This is a genomic window from Corynebacterium sp. HMSC064E07 (assembly GCF_001815745.1).
GTDB lineage: Bacteria > Actinomycetota > Actinomycetes > Mycobacteriales > Mycobacteriaceae > Corynebacterium > Corynebacterium jeikeium_D.
In genome coordinates this window covers 90,816-112,323 of sequence record NZ_KV821813.1, presented here as the reverse complement: position 1 = coordinate 112,323, position 21,508 = coordinate 90,816, and the positions used below count along the sequence as shown (strand labels likewise).

Annotated in this window: 16 protein-coding genes and 1 tRNA gene; 12 read left to right on the top strand and 5 right to left on the bottom strand. The window is 57.6% G+C overall.

Going from position 1 to position 21,508, the window contains the following annotated elements; translation table 11 throughout:
- Positions 1 to 14 precede the first annotated feature (14 nt).
- Positions 15 to 1,538 (bottom strand): sodium/proline symporter PutP, encoded by a 1,524-nt coding sequence (gene putP, locus HMPREF3053_RS04970; RefSeq protein WP_070603715.1) that lies wholly within the window; start codon positions 1,536 to 1,538, stop codon positions 15 to 17.
- A gap of 579 nt (positions 1,539 to 2,117) precedes the next feature.
- On the opposite strand from putP, the gene HMPREF3053_RS04965 reads away from it, so the two are divergent.
- The 10 genes from HMPREF3053_RS04965 (at position 2,118) to HMPREF3053_RS04920 (ending at position 14,818) form a co-directional block, all read left to right on the top strand.
- Positions 2,118 to 5,357 carry a DEAD/DEAH box helicase gene (locus tag HMPREF3053_RS04965; RefSeq protein ID WP_070767371.1) on the top strand — a complete coding sequence of 1,080 codons (3,240 nt, stop codon included), beginning with the start codon at positions 2,118 to 2,120 and terminating at the stop codon, positions 5,355 to 5,357.
- Positions 5,357 to 6,415, top strand: coding sequence for a hypothetical protein (locus HMPREF3053_RS04960; RefSeq protein WP_070767370.1), 1,059 nt, complete (start codon positions 5,357 to 5,359; stop codon positions 6,413 to 6,415). The genes HMPREF3053_RS04965 and HMPREF3053_RS04960 overlap by 1 nt, the downstream gene beginning before the upstream one ends.
- Before the next feature lie 2 nt (positions 6,416 to 6,417).
- Positions 6,418 to 7,593: a metallophosphoesterase family protein gene (locus HMPREF3053_RS04955; protein WP_070767369.1), complete on the top strand. Its 1,176-nt coding sequence runs from the start codon at positions 6,418 to 6,420 to the stop codon at positions 7,591 to 7,593.
- A 3-nt stretch (positions 7,594 to 7,596) separates the two neighbouring features.
- Positions 7,597 to 10,254 (top strand): ATP-binding protein, encoded by a 2,658-nt coding sequence (locus tag HMPREF3053_RS04950; protein ID WP_070767368.1) that lies wholly within the window; start codon positions 7,597 to 7,599, stop codon positions 10,252 to 10,254.
- A 14-nt stretch (positions 10,255 to 10,268) separates the two neighbouring features.
- Positions 10,269 to 10,760: a MarR family winged helix-turn-helix transcriptional regulator gene (locus HMPREF3053_RS04945; RefSeq protein WP_070437900.1), complete on the top strand. Its 492-nt coding sequence runs from the start codon at positions 10,269 to 10,271 to the stop codon at positions 10,758 to 10,760.
- Between the two features lie 70 nt (positions 10,761 to 10,830).
- The gene (locus HMPREF3053_RS04940; RefSeq protein WP_070437896.1) at positions 10,831 to 11,283 is read left to right on the top strand and encodes a MarR family winged helix-turn-helix transcriptional regulator; all 453 of its coding nucleotides are present in this window, start codon (positions 10,831 to 10,833) and stop codon (positions 11,281 to 11,283) included.
- Positions 11,284 to 11,452: 169 nt separating this feature from the next.
- Positions 11,453 to 12,655: an ABC transporter substrate-binding protein gene (locus tag HMPREF3053_RS04935; protein ID WP_070767367.1), complete on the top strand. Its 1,203-nt coding sequence runs from the start codon at positions 11,453 to 11,455 to the stop codon at positions 12,653 to 12,655.
- Between the two features lie 30 nt (positions 12,656 to 12,685).
- Complete coding sequence (locus tag HMPREF3053_RS04930) at positions 12,686 to 13,861, top strand: FecCD family ABC transporter permease (RefSeq protein ID WP_049194113.1); 1,176 nt, start codon at positions 12,686 to 12,688, stop codon at positions 13,859 to 13,861.
- Positions 13,861 to 14,652: an ABC transporter ATP-binding protein gene (locus HMPREF3053_RS04925; protein WP_069358831.1), complete on the top strand. Its 792-nt coding sequence runs from the start codon at positions 13,861 to 13,863 to the stop codon at positions 14,650 to 14,652. Before HMPREF3053_RS04930 ends, HMPREF3053_RS04925 begins: the two co-directional genes overlap by 1 nt.
- 93 nt (positions 14,653 to 14,745) lie before the next feature.
- Positions 14,746 to 14,818, top strand: a tRNA-Arg gene (locus HMPREF3053_RS04920).
- Positions 14,819 to 15,013: 195 nt separating this feature from the next.
- On the opposite strand, the gene HMPREF3053_RS04915 is transcribed toward HMPREF3053_RS04920, so the two are convergent.
- Positions 15,014 to 16,036, bottom strand: a complete 1,023-nt coding sequence (locus tag HMPREF3053_RS04915; RefSeq protein ID WP_070767366.1) for a pirin family protein — start codon at positions 16,034 to 16,036, stop codon at positions 15,014 to 15,016.
- Between the two features lie 117 nt (positions 16,037 to 16,153).
- Here HMPREF3053_RS04915 and HMPREF3053_RS04910 point away from each other — a divergent pair, with 117 nt between their 5' ends.
- Complete coding sequence (locus HMPREF3053_RS04910) at positions 16,154 to 16,558, top strand: hypothetical protein (protein WP_016422442.1); 405 nt, start codon at positions 16,154 to 16,156, stop codon at positions 16,556 to 16,558.
- A gap of 16 nt (positions 16,559 to 16,574) precedes the next feature.
- Here HMPREF3053_RS04910 and HMPREF3053_RS04905 read toward each other — a convergent pair whose 3' ends face one another.
- The 3 genes from HMPREF3053_RS04905 to HMPREF3053_RS04895 are packed head-to-tail and all read right to left on the bottom strand — an operon-like array spanning position 16,575 to position 19,629.
- Positions 16,575 to 17,291: a LutC/YkgG family protein gene (locus HMPREF3053_RS04905; protein ID WP_016422443.1), complete on the bottom strand. Its 717-nt coding sequence runs from the start codon at positions 17,289 to 17,291 to the stop codon at positions 16,575 to 16,577.
- Between the two features lie 2 nt (positions 17,292 to 17,293).
- The gene (locus HMPREF3053_RS04900) at positions 17,294 to 18,841 is read right to left on the bottom strand and encodes a LutB/LldF family L-lactate oxidation iron-sulfur protein (protein ID WP_070767365.1); all 1,548 of its coding nucleotides are present in this window, start codon (positions 18,839 to 18,841) and stop codon (positions 17,294 to 17,296) included.
- Positions 18,841 to 19,629, bottom strand: coding sequence for a (Fe-S)-binding protein (locus HMPREF3053_RS04895; RefSeq protein ID WP_042388597.1), 789 nt, complete (start codon positions 19,627 to 19,629; stop codon positions 18,841 to 18,843). Before HMPREF3053_RS04895 ends, HMPREF3053_RS04900 begins: the two co-directional genes overlap by 1 nt.
- A gap of 213 nt (positions 19,630 to 19,842) precedes the next feature.
- Between HMPREF3053_RS04895 and argS the strand changes: the two genes are divergently transcribed.
- Positions 19,843 to 21,495, top strand: a complete 1,653-nt coding sequence (gene argS / locus HMPREF3053_RS04890) for an arginine--tRNA ligase (protein WP_049172039.1) — start codon at positions 19,843 to 19,845, stop codon at positions 21,493 to 21,495.
- Positions 21,496 to 21,508 lie beyond the last annotated feature (13 nt).

Sequence of the window (21,508 nt, the reverse complement as noted above, 5' to 3'; positions counted from 1 at the left end):
CCTAGATCAAGGCGTTAGACCAGAGCCTGCTTTGCTGCGTGGTCGAACTCTTCCTTGATCTTCTCGTTCGGCTCCTTGGTAAGCAGCGTGACAATAATCATCACGACAGTTGCAGCGGCGAAGCCCGGGACGATCTCGTAGAGAGTGTCGCTGAGCGAGCTCATGCCCCATGCGAAGGAGACAACCGCACCGGTGATCATGCCGGCAGCAGCACCAGGGGTGTTCAGACGCGACCAGTAGAGGGCGGCCAGCAGCACCGGGCCGAATGCTGAGCCGAAGCCAGCCCATGCGAAGCCAACCAGATCCAGAATGGAGCTGTTCGGGTTAGCAGCGATGATTGCGGCGATGATGGCGATCAGCGCAACGGCGACGCGGGAGAGCGTCATGTAGGTCTTCGGACGCAGGGACTTGTTGACCGTTGCCTTAAACAGGTCCTCAATCAGCGCGGAGGAAGATACCAGCAGCTGCGAAGAAATGGTGGACATGATTGCTGCCAGCACTGCAGTCAGAATCAGGCCTGCAATCAGCGGGTGGAACAGGATGCGGGTCATGTCCAGGAAGATGGTCTCGTAGGAAGACGCATCAGTGACCGAAGCATCTGGGTTCGTAGCGAAGAAAACAGTTGCGGTCAGGGCCACGAGGACCGAGCCGAGCATGCACAGTGCCTGCCAGCCAACGCCCCAGCGGCGACCCTCAGTTGCGTCCTTTGCACTACGCAAAGCCATGAAGCGGACGATAATGTGCGGCTGGCCAAAGTAGCCCAGACCCCAGCCGAGCAGACCGATAATCGTGATTAGCGGAATGCCGGCGAACGGATCGAAGAAGGTCTCAACCGGCTGTCCCTCGCTGCCCGGGTACGGGTTGTTAGCAGCAAAGCTGAAGATGTCCGAGAAGGAGTTGCCGTTGTTAATCAGGTAGATAATGCCGACAGTCGGAACCGTCAGCAGCGCAATGAACATGATGATGCCCTGCACCGCGTCCGTGTAGGAGACAGCAAGGAAGCCGCCGAAAAGAGTGTAAGCGACAGTAATCCCCGCAACCAGCAGCATGCCGACGAGGTAGCTGCCACCGAACGTCGACTCCCAGTAGCGGCCACCTGCGACCATGCCCGAGGAGACGTAGAAGGTGAAGAACAGCAGAATAATCAGGCCTGCGGAAACGCGCAGTACCTTCGACGTATCGTGCAGACGGTTCTCCAGGAACGACGGCACGGTAATCGAGTTACGAGCAATCTTGGTGTAGCTACGCAGGCGCGGTGCGGTGAACTTCCAGTTCAACCATGCGCCTGCGACCAGGCCGATTGCAATCCAGGTCTGATTCAGGCCTGAAAGGTAAATCGCGCCGGGCAGACCCATCAGCAGCCAGCCGGACATGTCCGATGCACCCGCTGACAGTGCTGCGACGAACGGATGCAGACCGCGACCGCCAATCATGTATTCGTCATACTCTGCGGTCTTTTTCCATCCGGTCCAACCGATGTAGACCATCAACAGCAGATAAATGACTAGTGCGATGATGAACCATGTTTGTTGGTCCACAGGGCAACTCCTCATTATTTATTAGGCGTACAGTCGGACTCACGCACTGCCCAGCACGCCGGAAACCGTTTCCTGGCGCATCACTCAATTTCAATTGAGTCAGTCCGCTTGACGACGTTCACAGCGTCGCAGCAAAATCGAGCCAGAAAGTGGCCGACAGAAACAGCGGAACCTGCGATTCGCAATGAAACACAACTTCAGCTTCCAGGCTGCCTACGACAGTCAGCGGAGCCTACTGGCACATGCGAACCATGGCAGAACTATTGCGCGAGTCACACATTTTTAATTCTTGTAGCTCATACGACGTTTGCATGTGATGCGCTGCATTGCAAGATAAGAAGCGTTGAAAAAGGTTTTAAAAATCGGTTAAGTGCGACAAATTACCTGGGAAAAGGGGTATTTGGGTAGAAGGGGACTAATTTTTGCAAGATACATAATTCGAACATGCGTGCTAATGTTGTGGTGTGGTGGAAAAGCTGATCCGGGGTGCGTGGCAGAATCTTCATTGAACAAATATCTGGCGGCGAAGTCGCCGGGTGATTAGACGGTGATGACTGAGCAAGCAGTGGGGAGGAAGTAATGGGCCAAGTTGCTAAGTCAGCGGTGCCGTTGCTGCTGCACGCGGTCTGGAAGGATGATTCGGGTCTTCACCTGTGGGTGGAGCGGCCAGAGGGGCACCGGATTATTGCGGACGTGGATTTGCTGGAAGTCCCGGCGCATCAGCGTCGGCTTTTTGCAGTCCTGGACCGGGGGAGTCGAGCACAACTGACGCTAAAACTGCGCACACCGAAGGGGCGGGCAGTAGAGAAAGCGGTACCCACATGGGTGTTCCCGCCATGGGCTGCGGTGACAGCACTGGTGCAATTGCAGGAGGAAGTTTCCTCGACGGCGATGGCGCCGGATCTTAGGTTCTTTGTAGATGTTGTGCAGGGATTGGATGCTTTCGCACGCTCTGGGCGGGCATTGGTGGCGCTGACGTGGGAAGACAATGAGTGGTGGCCGACGTGGCGGATGTCTGAGGGGTTGAGTGAGATTGCCTGGCAGAGTCAGGTCGTTTCCCGTACACCACCGGTGTTGATTGATAACGGAGGTGCCACGGTGGCTGAGGATTTCATCAATCGGATGTTTCATTGGGTCACCAACGCGCTCCTGGCCGATTTGGATGAACCGGCAGAACAGCGCCAGAGCTTCGTGCGGTCGTTGTTGCAGTCGGAGTCCCTGGGGCGTGCGACACCGGGGGTGGCGCAGTCGCTGGCAAAGTGGAGGCTGTCGGCCGATGGTGAGGATGTTCGCCTGCAGCTAATGGTGCAGGAACCCGTTGGTTTTGAAGGCCAGCTGGAGGACTTGCCGGATGTGGATCTTCCGCAGCTGTTGGAGTTGCGGGATCGAGCGGATGACGAAGGCGGCTCAGTAACTCGCCTCAATCCTCGTTCAGCTGCGGTGGAACATGAGACTCTATGGCCATTGCGGATGTACTACCGCATCGGCGTCGCAGCTCCGGAACGCCTGAACCCAGAAATGTGTCGCCGGTCCGTGCTGTCGCTGCTTCGCCCGCAGCTATTGGCTGCACAAGAGGCATTTCCAACGCTCAAATATGCGAAAGCAGCGGGTCACCCGGGCTTAGATCTGCTGCTGACCTCAGAGCAGCTGATAGAGCTTATGACTGATGGCATCTCGCAGCTGGCAAAGGTCGATATCGATGTGATGCTGCCACCGAACTGGAAGTCGGTGGAGACCACCCTGCAGTTGCACACTGAAGTCGTCCAGCTAGACCCGACGGGGCCTGCTGGGCGCCGTTCGGAACCGAAACTCGGATTTGACCAACTGGTTGATTACGAGTGGAAGTTGGCCGTGGGGGATGCCGTACTGACGGAAGCGGAAATGCGTGAGCTCGCTGCATCGAGTACGGGGCTAGTGCATCTGCGTGACCACTGGGTGCACGCGAACCCAGAGGTAGCTAGAGAAGCCCTGAAGTTTTTGGTGGAGCAGACTAAGGCCGGGGAGGAAACCGGTAAAGGGCAAGCCACCCTGAAAGAGTTGGTCTTCGACGGTGGCTTGGAGTCGCAAGCACCAGCAGCAGTGCCCGTCGCCCCCAGGGATCCCTCTTGGCTCAAGGCGTTAGTGTCGAAGTACTCAGACGGTTCCACGGCCCTCGCAGAGTCGGTCGAGGTACCACCGAGTTTTGTCGGTGAGTTGCGGGAGTATCAACAGCGCGGTGTGGAGTGGCTGGCGGATATGTCCAACCGCGGCTTTGGTGTCATTCTCGCTGACGACATGGGGCTTGGTAAGACTGTGCAAATTTTGGCGCTGTTGGAGTTTGAGCGCTGCCGTCGTCAAGCGGATGCGAAGGATCAAGAGCACAAGGCTTCGCTTCTGGTCGTTCCGACAGGTGTGCTGCGCAATTGGGCAGCAGAAGCGGCAAAGTTCACTCCAGAGCTCAAGGTTGGGCTGCTGCATGGTTCACACCGCCCTCATGGTGAAGAACTACAGGAATTTATCGGGAAACACGATGTTGTTGTGACGACCTATGGTGTTGCTACCCGCGATGTGAACGAACTTTCCCAAGTGCAGTGGGATCATGTGATTGCTGACGAAGCGCAGGCAATTAAGAACCCCAACGCCCAGGTATCCAGAGCGCTGCGGAGCCTGGGCTCGCGACACAACATCGCCATGACTGGTACTCCGGTGGAAAACGACTTGGGCGAGCTGCGCACCATCATGGATTTCTGTAATCCAGGCATGCTGGGGTCGGCGAATGCATTTCGCAACAAGTTTGCGATTCCCATCGAGCGTGATGGGAATGCGGAAATGCTACTGCAATTGCAGTCGATTACAGCACCTTTTATTCTGCGCCGACTCAAGTCGGATCCAGCTATCGCGCCGGACCTGCCCAAGAAGAATGAGCAGGTGGAGATGGTTCCTCTCACGACGGAGCAGGCTTTCTTGTATCAGGAAGCTGTGAAGGACATCGAGGACAAGCTCAAGCGCTCGAAGCGGAATCGCTCTGGCAACTTCGGGCGAAAGAGCATCATCCTCGGCGGCATCATGAAGTTGAAGCAGATTTGCAACCACCCAGCGCACTACCAGCACGACGGCTCAGGGCTGCTTAATCATGGGCAGCATCGCTCGGGCAAGGTTGCACGGCTGGAAGAGCTCGTCGATGAGATTGTCCAAAACGGTGAACGCGCGCTTGTGTTCACGCAGTTCGTGGAGTTCGGCAAGATGCTCGCCCCTCATTTCAGCAAGCGCCTGGGCGTGGACATTCCGTTTATCCAAGGGGCAATGACTCCGGCACAGCGCGAGAAAGTAGTGGCAGAGTTTAATGCCCCGGACGGCCCACCAATCATTTTGCTGTCTACTCTCGCGGCAGGTGTTGGCATCAACCTGGTTGCCGCCAACCACGTCATTCATATTGACAGGTGGTGGAATCCAGCAGTTGAAAACCAGGCCACGGACCGTTCCTACCGCATCGGTCAGCGTAAAGACGTACACGTGCACAAGCTGGTCAGTGTGGGAACGCTGGAAGAGCGTATCGACGAGCTGATTTTCGAGAAGGCAGAATTGGCCGATGCGGTTGTACGCGCTGGTGAAACCAAGCTGACGGAGATGGACTTTCACCGTTTGCGGTCTCTGTGGCAACTGGACAAGGACAAGATTCAGTCACTGCGTGAATCGATGGACGCAGCGGAGGCAAAGTCCGGTGGGACGGTGACTGATGGGGTGAACCCGGAGGGCACGGCATCGGACTCCACAACCTCGGATGACGATTCGATTCCCAACAATGTGACCCCGTTTAGAGTCCAGAAGAGGTGGTACTGATGGCCGGTGACGGAGACGTGACATGGGGCGACAATGTCATCTTTGCCGAGTTTGGCAAGGGGCCCTCTGGAAAGCGTGGTCGTAAAAGGACTACGGCGCGAAGCGCGCCAGCAACCAGCTCGACGATTGAAAAGCTCCTGGCCACCCAGGACTGGGCTGGCGCATTTACCGGACAGCAGCGACGTGGAACCGCAGCGCGCGTGGCGGTCGAGCCACGTACAACTTTTGCCCGGTGGGTGTGGGAGTTCATCATCCGTGGCGCTGATTCGGGTCGTGTTCACAGAGGTGAGAAGTACAGGTTCGACGGCAATGTGCTGGGGCTTCGAATCGCGGATGGCTACATCATCGGTGAAGTGCAGGGCAGCCAGCCGGAACCATTTTCAGTCTTTATTCGGTTCCCACGGCGGGAGCAGAAACAAACTGACGACGTACTGCGGTGGTTGGTGAACAATCCGTCGGCCTTCACAGAGTTTGAGCACGGTGAATTGCCGTATGAACAGATGGAAATGCTGTTGTGCGATGGTGAAGAGCACATTTACAGCGAATGCACCTGCCCGGACCCGGCACCTGTGTGTAAGCACACCGTTGCAGTTGCCGCTCAACTCGTTGCCGATATCGACCGCGATCCGCTGTCGCTACTGCAGCTGCGCGATTATCCGCAGCGCGAATTGCAACGCCGGCTTCAGGAACTAACACAGCTACGAAACCGGACTGCGCCGAAGCGCCTCGGGCTTGGCGGCGCGGTTCGGGTGGATCCCGATAAAACCGCCGAGAAGTCGGATGAAGCTGGTGGAAATGATGGCGGTGACAACGAGCAGAAAAAGGTTGCCGAGCTTTTTGCTGTCGAAGCCGACTACTGGGGCAATGACTTGGAACGAGTCAGCGTTCCTTCGCTTGAGGTTATTGACCCACTAACAGTTACCGACCGCAGTTTGCTGCATGAAGCATTGCAGCCAACCTGCGTAATTTCGAGAGAGACCATTCGTGCAGTCGCCGATTTGGAAGATTGTTGGCAACATCTGCAGGAATCGCTGAGCCTGGGACAAAAGGAGCGCTAGTCATGAAATTCATTCACACCTCAGATTGGCAACTGGGAATGACTCGGTGGTTCCTAGAGCTCGACGGCGGTGAAGCCCAAGCTAGGTTCCACGAAAGTCGCCTCAACGCCATCGATCGCATCGGCGAGTTGGCGACCAGCGAAGGCGCTGAGTTCATTGTCGTCGCTGGAGACGTGTTCGATTCCAACACGTTGCCGGACAAGGTGTTCTTGCGAGCTCTTGAGCGAATCGCCAAGCTACCCGTGCCGGTGTATCTCCTACCCGGCAACCATGATGCGCTTGATGCTTCTTCCATTTATCGACGTAGCGCCTTCGAATCTTTGGAAGACCGAGGAGTTTACGTAATTCGCGACAGCGCGCCCATTGCCATCCGTGACGGGGTGGAACTCATCGGCGTGCCAGTGCGCGGCAAGTATTCGGCAGACGACATCGTGGCGGAAATAGCCACGGAGCTTGAGCCCGCCGATGGAATCCGAGTGATGGTCGCACACGGCCAAGTAGAAGGCTTTGGTGCTGATGCAGGAGCCACCATTGATCTGACCAGCTTGGAACAAGCTATTGAGCGCGGGGCGTTGCACTATGTTGCGCTGGGGGATTCCCACTCCACGAGCCAACTCGATCATGCTGGCAGAGTTTATTTCTCCGGCGCACACGAAACCACAGCGTACGACGACAAAGAACGGGATTCCGGCAATGCACTCGTCGTCGACATTGTAGAGAGCGGCCCCGAAAAGGGCTCAGTTACCGTGGCCTCCCACCGAGTGGGGCAGTGGGCTTTTCATGCCATTGACATGGATATCACTGGCGCGGAAGACCTCGATGAGTTCTTTGCTGAACTGGACGGTATCGAGGCGAAGACAGACACAGCGGTGAAGTATTCATTGCGAGGAACCGTGACACTGTCGGAGTCGACTACCTTTGAAAATCGACTTGAGCAGTATCAACAGCTTTTCGCTGCACTTTATCGCCGAGAAAGTGGTTCCGATTTGACGGTGGTTCCGTCCGAGGGGGATATCTCTAATCTCAATCTCACCGGTTATCCGCTCTTAGCTGCAGAAAAACTAACGGTCTTGAGCAAAGGGCGAACCGAGAGCGGCAGACCGTTATCAGAATCTGAAACCACTGCAGCAGCCGATGCGCTTCGCTTGCTGGCGCGCCTGGCCGGAGAGAAGGAATAAATCATGCGTTTTCACGACATCGAATTACACAATGTACGTGCGATTGATTCACTCTCAATCACAGGGCTAGCCGAGCGGGGCGTGGTAGTGATTTCCGGTGAAAACGAGTCGGGTAAGACGACAATCGCCAAAGCTATTCACGTTGCGCTGACGACAAAATGGAAGTCCAGGTCAAGCGAAGCGCTTAGTCTGAACAGTCACTCCAGCCAGGAAAAGCCGCAGGTTAAGCTCCGGCTGGAGCTTGACGGCTACGAATTTACGCTGGACAAGATCTTTGGTAGCACCAAGGACACCGGCACAATCGTCACCGTCCACTCTCCGACAGCCGAGGTTCTTAAAGATGACCAGGCGGAAGAGTGGCTGGCCGCACGAATGCACAATGCGGACACCAAGAACCTGTGGCAGGTTTTCGTTGCTGAACAGGGGCAAGCACAAAAGACACTCTCCTTGGGCGGGTATGCGCAGGTCACGAGCGCATTGCAGTCGGCATCGGGACAGCGCGCCGAAACCGCAGAAGAGGTAGGTCTGTTTGAAGCCGTTGAAGCTGAATACGGCAACTATTTCCAAAAAAATGGCAAAGAGCGCAAGCAGCTTACCGACGTAGACAAGGAGCTGGCGGAAGCCCAGCAGGTGCGCGACGAAGCGGCGAAAAAGGTCCGGGAATTCGAAGCGCTCAATGAGGAAGCTGCTCGTAATGAAGAAAGCCAAAACACGCAGCGGGCATCGTTGCCAGAGGCCAAAAACGAAGTCGAGCATTGGGCGCAGGCACTCGAAGAACTCGAAAAGTTCAGGGTTGCCGTGTCCCAGGCACAGGAGGTCTCCGCAGCGGCGAAGCAGCAGCTGGACTTAGCTAAACAGGCTCAGCAAGAGCGGGAAACCTTCATTCAGCAGGCACAAGATGCCAAGGACCAGCATTCCGTCGCAGAGAAGAGAGTTGCTGAACTTAAGGAAGCGTTCGATAAGGAGGTCGCAGCTTTAAAGAAGGCGCAGGAGGATCGCGATGCGGTTGTGACCGCGTACCGCGAAGCTCGAAAAGCAGAAGAGCTGGCTGCAGCTGAAGTCGCATTGGGGGAGAAGCGCGGCTTGGTTAAAGCCTTGTCGAAGCGAGTGGAGAAGCTCGATGCGCTCCGCGCGCAATTGGCAGAGCAAAAGGAGGTAATTGCTCGGAATTCCGTTACCGAGGAGGTAATGGAAAAACTGTTGACCTGCGAACGCGAAGTTGCAACAGCCACCGCTGTGCTGGAGGCGTCGAGCCCGAGTGTGCAGCTCTCGGCTAGTAGTGCGCAGGAGGTCACAGTCGACGGCGAGAAAGTGGGGCTAGCTCCGGAGGCTGAGACAGTTCAACGTGCGGTTACTAAGCCGTTGGCCATCGAAGTTGGCGACGTCACGGTTGCTATCCAGCCCGGAGACGGCTCAGATTCGCAGCAGCGCAAGCTAGAAAAAGCAGAGATATCGCTCAAGGAACAGCTTGAGGCGGCAGGCGCTGATTCCGTCGCGGAAGCACAAGAGGCACACACACGACGTCGTGAAGCGGAAAAAGCAAGATTCCAGGTGGAGACATCCATAACTGCGGTGTCCGACGGTGTGGAGTATCACCAGCTCACCGCAGAGTTGGACGATGCGAAGGAAGAAGCACGAGTACAGGGCGAGCGGTATCGGGCACTTGCGGGCGAGGATGCGCCGACGGAGATTGACTTGGTAGCGGCGAAGGCGCGGTTGGAAGAAGCTGCAGCGGGGCGTAGGGATGCCGAGTCGAAGCGTGACAATGCCGATATGCGCTTGTCGAAGCTGGAAAAGCGTCCTGCACACGCCAACTATACGAAGGCCAGCAGCGAGCTTGAAGGGGCTCGGTCCGTCCTGAAGGTCCGCGAAGATTCGCTCACGGCGGCGCGAGAAAAAGCCTCGGATGCCGAGATCTTTGCTGCGGTGGAAAACCGAGGCAAGGACTATGAGGCGGCAGAAGAGCAACTGGCTGCGGCTCAGAAGGAACTGGCGCAGCGGGATGCCGACGACGTGGAAGCATCGCTCGCGGGCGCTAAGCAGCGACGGGATGCAGTTGAGAATCGCCTGGCTGAGCTGGAAAAGCGTCGGCAAGAGATTCGGGTGCACTTGGACTATTTCGACAGTGCGAATGAGAAGCTGGCAGCTGCTGAGGGAGTAGTGGAGCGAACACAGCGAGATCGGAATTCAATGCGTCGACGTGCAGCTGCCGCCAAGACTCTCATGGAGGTAATGACACAGGCACGCGCGGCATCGCGGAATGCGTTGGCTGACCCCTTGCTCCGCAAGCTCGAAGAGTACGGTGGCGGTGTGTTCGGTGCGGGAACTCAGTTCACGATGAATGAGGACTTGCGGATTGAGTCACGGTCCAATGCCGATGGCAAGTTCGATGTCGATGAGCTATCTGGTGGAGCGCAGGAGCAGCTGGACATTCTGCTGCGCTTGGCCGTTGCCGGTGTCATGGAGGGCGGGCAAGGCGCTCCGGTGATTATTGATGATGCATTAGGTTATTCAGACGAACACCGTTTGCGGCGGATGAATAATGCTCTTGCCAAAGCGGGGCGCGATATGCAGGTATTAGTCCTGACGTGCGATGAAGCCCGGTTTGATCGTGTGACGGGAGCGGAGTTTATGAAAATTCAGGATTTGGTTTCAAGATAGTAGGCTCTGTACATATGCAAGATGTTCCGTGGTTAAGTGATGAAGAGCAGCGGTTATGGCGCTCAATTCTGAACGCTAAACGGGCCGTTGACAGGTCAATCGACCTTCAGCTGCAAGATTCTCTCGATATTTCCACTGCAGATTTTTCGGTTCTGGTTGTTCTCTCCGAGGCTGAAGACAATGTAGTGCGCATGCGCACCCTGTGCGAATCCCTGGAATGGGACCGCAGCCGAATGTCGCATCAAATTACTCGCATGGAGCGACGCGGGCTAGTAACTAAGGAACGCTGCGCCTGCGATAACCGTGGTATTGATGTCACGCTTACTGAACACGGTCGAACCGTGATTGAGAAGGCGGCGCCGAACCATGTGAAGCTTGTGCGCCATGTTTTGTTTGATGTGCTCGGTGAAAATATCGACTATCAGGGGATTTCCGCTGTGCTCGATAAGATTGCAGAGACCGCCAATGCTACGGTTACCGATTCAGTCGATGGAAAAGCAGAGTAGCCAGAAGTTTTTTGTGAGTGTTTTCTCATTTGTCTCCGCTACGAGGCTCTCACCATTAGCCTAGAGCAGTATGAACTCATTTGAATGGCTGAGTGATGATGAACAGCTCTTTTGGCAGTCGATGGTAGCTGCTTTTCGCGAGGTAGAGCGCAATATCGAGCGAAGCCTACGCACTCGAACCGGGCTGACGTTCGCGGACTTTACCCTGCTCATCGCTCTGCATGAGGTAGAGGATGGGATTCTGCACGTTGACAAGATTTGTGATCGACTGAAGTGGAACCATCCCCGCGCGCTGCTGCATACCAACAGGTTGGAAAAGCGCGGATTTATTCACACCGAAGACCACGGCGAAGACCCGGACTCGGATTATGTCGTCGTCTTAACAGGCGTTGGTCGGCACGTGTTTGCCGAGGCGGCGCCGGATTATGTAGACACTGTTCGCCAGGAAGTTATTTCACCACTTGCTAATGAAGACCGCGAAGTGATGCTGAGGTGCTTCCAGTCGGTTCTCGAAAGGAAGTAAGACTTCCACGCCCTGCTAGTAAAACAACCACTAGCAGGGCGCTTTTTTCTCTACGTTTCAAGCTGTAAGGTAAGGCGTGCCTAAAGCAAAGGGGTGACTGTTCACTTCTCTTTGTGCACCCTAAGTACCAAAAATTACGCAGAAATAAACAAGGCAGAAACTGAAACGCATGAGAGTCAATATTTTCGCCAAGGCTAAAACCGCGCCAAAGACCAAAACTCTGGCCGCAATCGGGTGTGCAGCGCTGAGCTTCGTCGCTACAGCATGCGGTGCGGACGCAGAGTCGAACGAGGCTGCCGACAACAAAGGAGAACTCACTGTCACTGATGTCGCAGGTCGCACTGTGACCTTCGACAAGCAGCCAGAACGAGTCGTGCTCGGTGAAGGCCGCGCCATGTTTGTCACCGCGATGCTTGACCAAGAAAACCCGGGTGACCACGTTGTCGCCATGGGCAGCGATTTGCATTCGGGCGCACCGTCGTTTGAAACCAAGCTTTTCGAGACGAACCCCGAGCTGAAGGATATGCCGACCATCGGCAATATCGCCAAGGGCGATGTCACAGTTGAAAACCTCATCTCCCACGACCCAGACGTGGTCGTCATGACCCTTGACCACAAGAAGGCCGCGGAGCAGTCCGGTTTCCTCACCAAGCTCGATCAGGCAGGTCTGAAGTACGTATTCACCGACTTCCGGCAAAAGCCCCTGGAGAATACCGCCAAGTCCGTCGAGCTCCTCGGCCAGATCGTCGATGAGCAGGACAATGCCAAGAAGTTCACCGACTTCTACACAAAGCGCGTCAACGAGATCACCGAACGTGCCGCCAAGCTCGAAGACAAGCCAAAGACCTTCGTCTGGCGAGCAGCCGGTCTCAAGGATTGCTGCTCGACCGTCAACAAGTCCAACCTCGGTGACCTTGTCACAGCAGCCGGCGGTGAGAACCTCGGAGACAGCCTCCTCGACACCGAATCGGGCGACGTGACCGCAGAGAAGGTCCTGTCCGTCCAGCCGGAGAAGATCATCGCCACCGGTGGTTCTTGGGCGCTCGATCCGAAGAAGCCGGAAGTGCTGCCACACGTCGAACTCGGCTACACCGCCACCCCAGAGACCGCACAGCGCACTCTGGAAGGCCTGCTGAAGACTCCGGGTTTTGACACCCTGACCGCGCCGAAGAAGGGGGACCTGTACGCCGCCTTCCACCAGTTCTACGACTCGCCGTACAACGTCTTCGCCCTCGAGCAATTCGCCAAGTGGATTCACCCCGAAGAGTTCGCTGACCTCGACCCAGTCGCTGACTTCGCCAAGTTCCACAAGGACTACCTACCCTTCGAACTCAGCGGCACCTTCTTCGCCGCGCTGGAGCCGACCAAGTAACCCATCTTCCACCATCGAAGAAGGAATCCGATGACTTACACCAATCTGCACGCTCCCGCGTCAGGGCTTGACGACGAACCCCGCGAGCCCACCTCCACCAACGACAGTGGCGGTCAAGAGTCGCAGCCCGCCACCGAACAGCACGAGTGTCCGTCGTCAAGCACGACCTACGACTCTGCGCGACAGTACCGACGACGCTCCGCCCGGAAGATTGCCGTTATTGCGGTGCTGGTGGGGCTGGCCGTGTGCGCGTTTGTAGTAGCGACGATCGTGGGGCCGATGTCACTGAGTGTGGGGGATGTCGTGCGGGGTATCGTGAGCCCGAATGACGTTGATGAAACCACTCGTACGGTGCTGTGGAAGCTGCGCCTTCCTGCATCAGTGATGGCAGTGCTGATTGGTGCAGCGCTGTCGCTTGCCGGTGCACAGATGCAGACAATCCTCGACAACCCACTGGCGGAGCCGTTTACCCTCGGTATTTCGGCTGCAGCGGCGTTCGGTGGGGCGGCATCGATTGTGCTGGGCTGGGTGATTATTCCGCATGCGCAGTTCAACCTGGCGGCCGTGGCCTGGGTATCATCCGTCATCGCGGTGGCGATTGTGGCGGCGGCGTCGGTATGGCGCGGCTCGGGTAAGGAATCGATGATTCTGCTGGGTATTGGTCTGGTGTTTCTATTCCAAGCGCTGTTGGCGCTGTTGCAATACCGCGCGACTACCGAGGCGCTCCAGCAGATTGTGTTCTGGACGATGGGCTCGCTACAGCGCGCGAACTGGGTGGCCAACGGCATTATTGCGGCGGCGCTGCTGATCGCCATTCCGTTCACCATTCGCTATGCGTGGGCGCTGACGGTGTTGCGGCTTGGCGATGCCCGCGCAAAAGCCGTGGGCATCAATGTGGATAGGCTGCGCATTGCGACGCTGATTGTAGCCTCGCTGCTGGCGGCAACCGCAGTGGCCTTTGCCGGCATCATCGGCTTCATCGGACTGGTCGGTCCACACATTGCGCGCATGCTGGTCGGTGAAGAACAGCGCTTCTTTGCCCCGGCATCGATGGCGGCAGGCGCGGCGCTGCTTGCGGCAGCTCATGCGGTATCCATCACGGTGGTGCCGGGTGTGGCAGTGCCGATTGGCATCATTACCGCAATCGTCGGTGTCCCATTCTTTGTCGGTTTGGTTTTCCTGCGTAAGAGGACGGTGTGGAACTAATGGGCGTATTTCTCGATGTCAACGAAGTAGCTGCAGGCTATGGTAAGCGGAAGGTGCTGCGCGGGGCGTCGATGCGCACGCTGAAGCCGGGTACGGTGACGGGTTTGCTCGGGCCAAACGCTGCGGGTAAGTCCACACTGATGACCACCCTGGCGGGGATTCGAAAGCCAATGGCCGGGGAGATTGCACTGACCCGTGACAATGAGCGGGTCGTCGGCTCCGAACTGCGCGATGTCGTCGGCTACGTGCCCCAGGATTTGCCAGCAAGTGCCTCGCTGACCGCATTCGAATCGGTACTGGTCTCTGGCCGGCGCGCCGGGCGTCTGCGCGTGCGCGGCTCCGAGATTGAGCATACTGCGGCGGTTCTCCGGAAGGTTGGTATTGAGCACCTTGCCGACCGCTTCGTCGGCGAGCTCTCCGGCGGTCAGCGTCAGCTCGTCGCCGTCGCGCAGATGTTTGTCCGCGATCCCGAGGTCATGCTTCTCGACGAACCCACCTCCGCCCTCGACCTGCGCCACCAGGTGGAACTCCTACAGCTCGTCCGCGCGGAAGTCGCCTCACGGAGCTCCTTGGCGCTCGTGGCAATCCACGATCTCAATCTCGCAGCCCGCTACTGCGATGAGCTTGTCATGCTTCACGACGGCCACGTGGTTGCCCAGGGGAGTCCTGCTGACGTTCTCACACCGGATCTTTTGGCCCGCGTCTATGGAATTCGAGCCCGCGTGCTTAATGATGGAGGCGTTCCTGTGGTGTGTCCTATTGAGGAAGACCAGGTTTCTGAGGCCGCATAGTGCGGATTTGGCTGGGGTGCGGGGCATTTCGCTAATCGCCCCAGCCAAGTGGTAACATCTTTTCTCGTTGCACTTGTTGTGCTTGTGCCACACGCCCCCGTAGCTCAGTGGATAGAGCGCCGGTTTCCGGTACCGAAGGTCGGAGGTTCGACTCCTCTCGGGGGCACGTCTTATCCCTTAAGCGGTTAGGTTCGATTAGATTCGCCTGGTTGCTTGAGGGATTTTTGTTTCGGGTGTACCTGGCGGAAGCGGACCAATCCGAGTTACTGACTGCGTTTATGACAAAAATGACCCAAAAAATGGCCTGAAAGTGTCATAAACTCACACAGTTTCACATGTGCAGCCCGTCGGGGGATCCCGGTTAATTGACCGGGCGACGAACCGTACCGTCCGGATAGCGGGCAAAGCGCCCCTCTTCAAAGGGTGCAACCGGATCGTTGGAATCAAACCGCCATGCGCCGAACTCGCCACGCTGGTAGGCATCGAATGCCTCAACGAGCTCTTCGCGGCTATTCGCGACAAACGGGCCATGCTGATACACGGGAGCGCCAATTGGTCGGCCTTGGAGGATGAGCGCGAAGGCCCCCTCGTCACCTGCAGAAATGTCCAGTGCCTCGGTTGAGCGTAGCACTGCGCCCTCTTGCACCAGCGTTTCGCCCTCGATAGTGAGGCTGCCGCGTAGAGAGTAGAGAGTCCGAATTGTCTCGGCATAATTGGTTGGTGGCAACGTTAGCTGTGCGCCCGGCTGCAGGCGCAGCACCCACACGGCTACATCGGAATCTGGTGCAGCGGCCCAGGATTCCGGTGGCGGAGCAAGCGGCTGAGTATCGCCGAATGCGCCCGCGATGACCTTTACGTCGTAGCCGTGGCCATTGTCATCAGTGCCGGTGACATGCGGAGTGTCTTCTGCCCAGAACATCTGGAAGTGCGGCTTTGCCTCCTTGCCTTCGGGCGGCAGGTTCAGCCAAATCTGAAACATGTGGTGAGGATTGGGGCCGTCGTTATGCAGAAGCGGGAACATTTCAGCATGCGCAGTGCCTGCGCCGGTGGTCAGCCACTGCGTGTCGCCGTCGCCGTAACGAGCCTGTGCACCTTCGGAGTCGGTGTGGTCGACGTAACCTTCCTCGACAATCGAGATAGTTTCAAAGCCGCGGTGTGGGTGGGAGGGGAAGCCGGGGACGGTTGTGCCGTGGTACATGGACCAGCCGTCCTTGCCGGAAAAGTCCATGCCGATATTACGGCCGAGCAGCGAGGCATCTGGTGTCATGGTTGTGCCCTTGGCCTGCGGGTATAGGTCGTAATGGTGGACCGCGAACAGGAAGGGATCCATGCCGGGGAGCTGTGGGTTGTCGGCTACTGAGAACTTTTGAATGATTGCGCTCATGGAAGGCTCCTTTAGCTAGGTTGTTCCATTTTCCATAACGCATTGTTGTCATGTCAATATTCCGAGGTTTGGTTGAAACCGCTGTGGAGCTTCGATTTGAGGTTTAGCCTGGAATCTATGACGGAAACCGAAGTTGCGCTGAAAAGACCCAAAAGCCCTAGTGCAGTATGGGGACAAGCAGTTATCTATGCTGCCATTTTCGGGTTCTTAATCGGAGTCATTGCATGGGCGGGATTGACAACTAAGTGGATTTTTCCCGGTGTGTTGCTACTAATCGCGGTTCAGTTCGTTTTTGATTACCGCAATAGGGAAGGGGTCTTTGACCCGGACTGGGAGGACAATGCCTTCAAATGGGATAAAAGGGCGCGACAAGGTTGGGCTGCAGTCCTTGCGCTGGTTATTGTGCTGGTAGTTGCATCAAATGTGCCGCGGCACCATGTTGGCGCTACCGCTGCGGTGACAATCGTGGCGGTAGCGGTGATGCTATTCGTGTCAGTCAAAAGGTACTGGCCAGGGCGATAACAGGGAGTATTCGCCCCTACCCAGCAATAATCACAATCAAGGTGCGCGGGCCGTGGACACCTTCGACGCGGGAAAGCTCGATATCCGAGGTCGCAGAAGGCCCGGAAATCATAGTGATTGGAGCCGTGGGGTCAACCTCTCGCAGGCGGGAAATGGCCTCCGGAATGCCAGAGACAATCGTTTCTGCTGGGACGACACAAATATGCTTATCCGGCACCAAGGTCAGGGCTCGGCGCCCGGAGGTAGCGGAGCCGTCCAGGAAAATGGTGCCGGTCTCCGCGCAGGTAACCGCAGAGCTGGTGACAATGGCATCGAGTTCGTCCAGTTCGCGGGCGTTGAAACCGGTATCGACGCGGATTTCGGTCGCCCCTTCAGCAGTCTCGCCAGAGCCAAGCCCCGCAACCCAGTCGCGGTCCAAGCCCTCGGGGATACCAATCAGCGAGGCCCCAACATCCGCAATAGCCTTCTTCACTGCGTCATTGATTTCAGTTGCCGAGCTGCCACAACGGCGCACATCGGCTTTGTAATCGGCGATGCGTTCGTCGGCAAGCGAAACGATGTCCTTGTGGGGCAGCTCCGAGCTTCGTTCATAGTCGCGTGGAACGGAGAAGTGCGCGCCGGGCTCGCCGGTGATAATGCCCACGTCAGAGGCTAAATCGCGGCCCTCAAAGGCAATCTTCTGCGCGTTGCGGATGCGGCCGAGAATGTCGTTTTTGGCGCCAGAGTTGGTCATCGCTAGGACTCCTTTTCGCTTTGGCCATTGATCTTGGTCGGTACCTGATGCGCCGATTCACGCGCCAACTGAGCGGAGAGATCCTCCGAACCCCACACGGAGCGGAAGGGCTTCTGCGGCGGCACCGGCGTGTCACGCACATCGGACCAACCGCTGAGGAACAGCGGCAGGGCGTGAATTTCGCCGTCCTTGAGGCCCAGCACGCGGGCGAGGGAGGCCATCTTTGCGCTCATATTCCAGAGCTTCTGATTGCCCATGATGAACCCGAGCGTGGCAAACAGCTTGCCCTCCACCGGCGGGCGGTGTTCCGTGACCTTACGGTGGCGCAGCTCCAGCAGTGCCGCAGGGATGTCAATTCGCACCGGGCAGACCTCAAAGCAAGCCCCGCACAGCGAAGACGCATAGGGCAGCGAAGCATTCGGATTATCGTAGGAATCCATGCCAGTGAGCTGCGGGGACAAAATCGCACCAATCGGGCCCGGGTAGACCGAACCGTAAGCGTGCCCGCCCACGTGTTCATAAACAGGGCAGATATTCAGGCATGCCGAGCAGCGAATGCACTTCAGCGCTTCACGCCCAATCGGATCTGCAAGAGTGGCCGAGCGCCCATTGTCCAGCAACACAATGTGGAAATTCTTCGGGCCGTCGCCGTCAGTCGTTCCCGTCCACAGAGAGGTGTAGGGATTCATACGCTCGCCTGTCGACGACCGTGGCAGTAGCTGCAAGAAGACTTCCAGATCCTGGAAGGTGGGAAGCAGCTTCTCAATACCCATCACCGAAATCAGTGTTTCCGGCAGTGTGAGACACATACGGCCGTTGCCCTCAGATTCGACGACGGCTACCGTGCCGGTTTCGGCTACACCGAAGTTGGCGCCGGAAATCGCAACCTTGGCCTCCATAAACTGCTCGCGCAGGAACTTACGGGATGCCTCGGCGAGATCGGCCGGATTGGCTTTCAGGTCCGGGTCGACTCCTGGGATTCCATTGAGGAAGATCTCGCGGATATCCTCGCGATTGCGGTGGATAGCAGGAACCAGGATGTGGCTCGGCATGTCGTCGGCAAGCTGAACGATGAGTTCCGCCAGGTCGGTTTCGCGGGCGGTGATGCCGGCGTCGGCAAGTGCTTCGTTCAAGCCGATTTCCTGTGTGGCCATCGACTTAATCTTGACGACCTTTTCTTCGCCGGTCTCTTTCACCAAGTCCGTGATGATGCGGTTTGCCTCGGCGGCATCGCGCGCCCAGTGGACGTGACCGCCGGCGTTCGTAACTGACTCTTCAAACTGCTCCAGCAGTTCCGGCAGACGCGCCATAACATCGCGCTTGATGTGGCTGCCCGCGAGCCGCAGCTGCTCCCAGTCATTCTTCTCGGCTACGACATGCGCGCGCTTCTGACGAATCGAACGCGTGGCATGACCGACATTTTCGCGCATGCGAGTGTTCTTGAGTTCCTCGTGCGCTGCGGCCGTGAACCCGCGCGTACCGCGCAGATGCCCGACGTTGTGCGGCGCGCGGGGAGGAAGGGCTGGCATGCCGACGTTAATTGCGACCATTACTGTTCACCTCGCAGGGAAGCCTCTTGGCGGTTGTGCACATCAAACGGGGTCTCCTTGGTGGAGGCCAGAATCTCGGCCATATGGATGGCGTGCACGCCAGAGTCCTGGCGACGCAACGCGCCACCGATATTGAGCAAGCAGGAAGCATCGCCAGCGGTGACGAACTCCGCTTCCGTAGCGCGGATATTGGCTGTCTTGTCGGCAACCATTGCAGCGGAGGTCTCCGCATTCTTCACCGAGAAGGTGCCGCCAAAACCGCAGCACTCCGCCGCGCCGGGCAGCTCGCGCAGATCGATTCCATCGACTGCGCTGAGCAGCCGCCACGGACGGTCGCCCACCTTGAGTACCCGCAAGCTGTGGCAGGTGGAGTGGTAGGTCACTGAGTGGGGGAAGTAAGCACCGACGTCAGTCACGCCAGCGACATCGGTGATGAACTCGGAGAGATCCAGCGTCTTGTTCGCGCAGGCCTGTGCCGCGTGGACTTGGGCACGGGTACCGTAGCGGCCCGCGATCATCGGATGCTGGTGGCGAACGGCGCCGGCGCAGGAACCGGACGGGGCGACAACGTAGTCAATCGAGGAATCTGCAAAAGCATCAGCGTAGGTGTCCAGCTGAGGAAGGACTTCCTTTTGGTACCCGGTGTTGACGTGCATTTGGCCGCAGCAGGTTTGTTGTGGTGGAAAGACCACATCGCATCCTAGGCGCGTGAGAACTCTGGCGGTCGCACTCACTGCATCTGGAAACATCATGTCCCCGATGCAGGTCGCGAAAAGTGCTACTTTCACGGTCGCTCCAAAAAGGGTTGAGGGGTAAGGCAATAATTTCCTACCTGAATGCTACGCCTAGCCCCGGATTAAATCTGTTCTCAACCTGAATTCGGCTGGACCGTGAAAGCGGTGTAGGACAGCCGGACGCGGTGGCCTGCAGATACCCCTCAAATCAATCTTTTGGTGGCTGATGTTTCCACGACTGCGATTGACCTAATAGGATAGGCAATCGTGAATCCTGCTGATCTTGCTGTACTAGTCCGAAAAGTCACCGTCGAGGTTTTGACTGCCCACGATGCCGATGTCTCTATCGTGCCGGAAAACCCGACCGTCGAGCGTCCGCGTAACCCTGAGCACGGCGACTATGCAACCAATATCGCCATGCAGCTGGGCAAGCGCGTCGGCATGGTGCCGCGTGACTTGGCAACTGAAATTGCCACAGCGCTCGGCGCTTCTGAGGGCATCGATGAAGCAACCATCGCAGGCCCGGGCTTTATTAACATCCGCCTGGCCTCCGATGCCCAGGGCAAGATCGTCGAGGACGTCCTGGCAGCGGGGGAGAAGTGGGGTCATGCCGACTTCAACTCCAACCTCGACGTGAACCTGGAGTTCGTCTCCGCGAATCCGACCGGGCCGATCCACCTGGGCGGTACTCGCTGGGCAGCAGTCGGTGACGCTCTCGGTCGTGTCCTGTCCGCCACCGGTGCCAAGGTCACTCGCGAGTACTACTTCAATGACCACGGTCGCCAGATTGACCGCTTCTCCGACTCCTTGGTTGCAGCCGCTCGCAACGAGCCGACTCCGGAAGATGGCTACGGCGGAGAGTACATCCAGGACATCGCCGCTGCTGTGCTGGAGAAGAACCCGCAGGCACTCGAGGGCTCTGAGGAAGAGGTCCAGGAGCACTTCCGCGCCATCGGCGTGGACATGATGTTCGAGCACATCAAGAAGTCTCTGCACGAGTTCGGCACCGATTTCGACGTTTACTTCCACGAAAACTCGCTGTTCGAGTCCGGTCAGGTAGAAGCAGCTGTCAATTCCCTGAAGGAAAACGGCAAGCTCTACGAAGCTGACGGCGCATGGTGGCTGAAGTCCACCGATTACGGTGACGACAAGGACCGCGTGGTCATCAAGTCCGACGGCGACGCAGCCTACATCGCAGGTGACATCGCATACGTTAAGAACAAGTTCGACCGCGGCCACAACCTGTGCATCTACATGCTGGGTGCCGATCACCACGGCTACATCGCGCGTCTGCGCGCGGCCGCTGCAGCGCTCGGCTACAACGCCGATGGCGTCGAGGTGCTCATCGGTCAGATGGTCAACTTGCTTCGCGACGGCAAGGCTGTCCGGATGTCGAAGCGTGCGGGCACAGTGGTCACCTTGGACGACCTGGTTGAGGCAATCGGCGTCGATGCTGCTCGCTACTCGCTAATCCGTTCCTCTGTGGACTCCAGCCTGGATATCGACCTGGGGCTGTGGGCTTCGCAGTCCAGCGACAACCCGGTCTACTACGTCCAGTACGGCCACGCTCGTTTGTGCTCAATCGGCCGCCGTGCCGAAGAGGCCGGTGTGACCAGCGAAGGCGCTGACTTCTCCCTGCTGGTAGAGGACCGTGAAGGTGAGCTCATCCGCACTATCGGTGAGTTCCCGGCCATCATCAAGTCTGCTGCTGACCTGCGGGAACCACACCGCATTGCCCGTTACTCTGAGCAGCTCGCCGGTGTCTTCCACCGCTTCTACGACACCTGCCAGATTCTGCCAAAGGCAGACGAAGAGGTATCTGAGCTACACCGTGCTCGTCTCGGCCTGGCTGAGGCTACCCGCCAGACGCTGGCCAATGCTCTGCAGCTGCTCGGTGTTACCGCACCTGAGCGCATGTAGTCGAACGCGCCCG

Excerpts from the sequence above, each read along its gene's own strand:
- HMPREF3053_RS04940 (WP_070437896.1), top strand. The coding sequence starts at position 10,831 with ATGAACTCATTTGAATGGCTGAGTGATGATGAACAGCTCTTTTGGCAG.
- HMPREF3053_RS04965 (WP_070767371.1), top strand. The coding sequence starts at position 2,118 with ATGGGCCAAGTTGCTAAGTCAGCGGTGCCGTTGCTGCTGCACGCGGTC.
- HMPREF3053_RS04915 (WP_070767366.1), bottom strand. The coding sequence starts at position 16,036 with ATGAGCGCAATCATTCAAAAGTTCTCAGTAGCCGACAACCCACAGCTC.
- HMPREF3053_RS04910 (WP_016422442.1), top strand. The coding sequence starts at position 16,154 with ATGACGGAAACCGAAGTTGCGCTGAAAAGACCCAAAAGCCCTAGTGCA.
- HMPREF3053_RS04925 (WP_069358831.1), top strand. The coding sequence starts at position 13,861 with ATGGGCGTATTTCTCGATGTCAACGAAGTAGCTGCAGGCTATGGTAAG.
- HMPREF3053_RS04960 (WP_070767370.1), top strand. The coding sequence starts at position 5,357 with ATGGCCGGTGACGGAGACGTGACATGGGGCGACAATGTCATCTTTGCC.
- HMPREF3053_RS04945 (WP_070437900.1), top strand. The coding sequence starts at position 10,269 with ATGCAAGATGTTCCGTGGTTAAGTGATGAAGAGCAGCGGTTATGGCGC.
- HMPREF3053_RS04905 (WP_016422443.1), bottom strand. The coding sequence starts at position 17,291 with ATGACCAACTCTGGCGCCAAAAACGACATTCTCGGCCGCATCCGCAAC.
- HMPREF3053_RS04930 (WP_049194113.1), top strand. The coding sequence starts at position 12,686 with ATGACTTACACCAATCTGCACGCTCCCGCGTCAGGGCTTGACGACGAA.
- HMPREF3053_RS04950 (WP_070767368.1), top strand. The coding sequence starts at position 7,597 with ATGCGTTTTCACGACATCGAATTACACAATGTACGTGCGATTGATTCA.
- HMPREF3053_RS04955 (WP_070767369.1), top strand. The coding sequence starts at position 6,418 with ATGAAATTCATTCACACCTCAGATTGGCAACTGGGAATGACTCGGTGG.
- HMPREF3053_RS04935 (WP_070767367.1), top strand. The coding sequence starts at position 11,453 with ATGAGAGTCAATATTTTCGCCAAGGCTAAAACCGCGCCAAAGACCAAA.
- HMPREF3053_RS04900 (WP_070767365.1), bottom strand. The coding sequence starts at position 18,841 with ATGGTCGCAATTAACGTCGGCATGCCAGCCCTTCCTCCCCGCGCGCCG.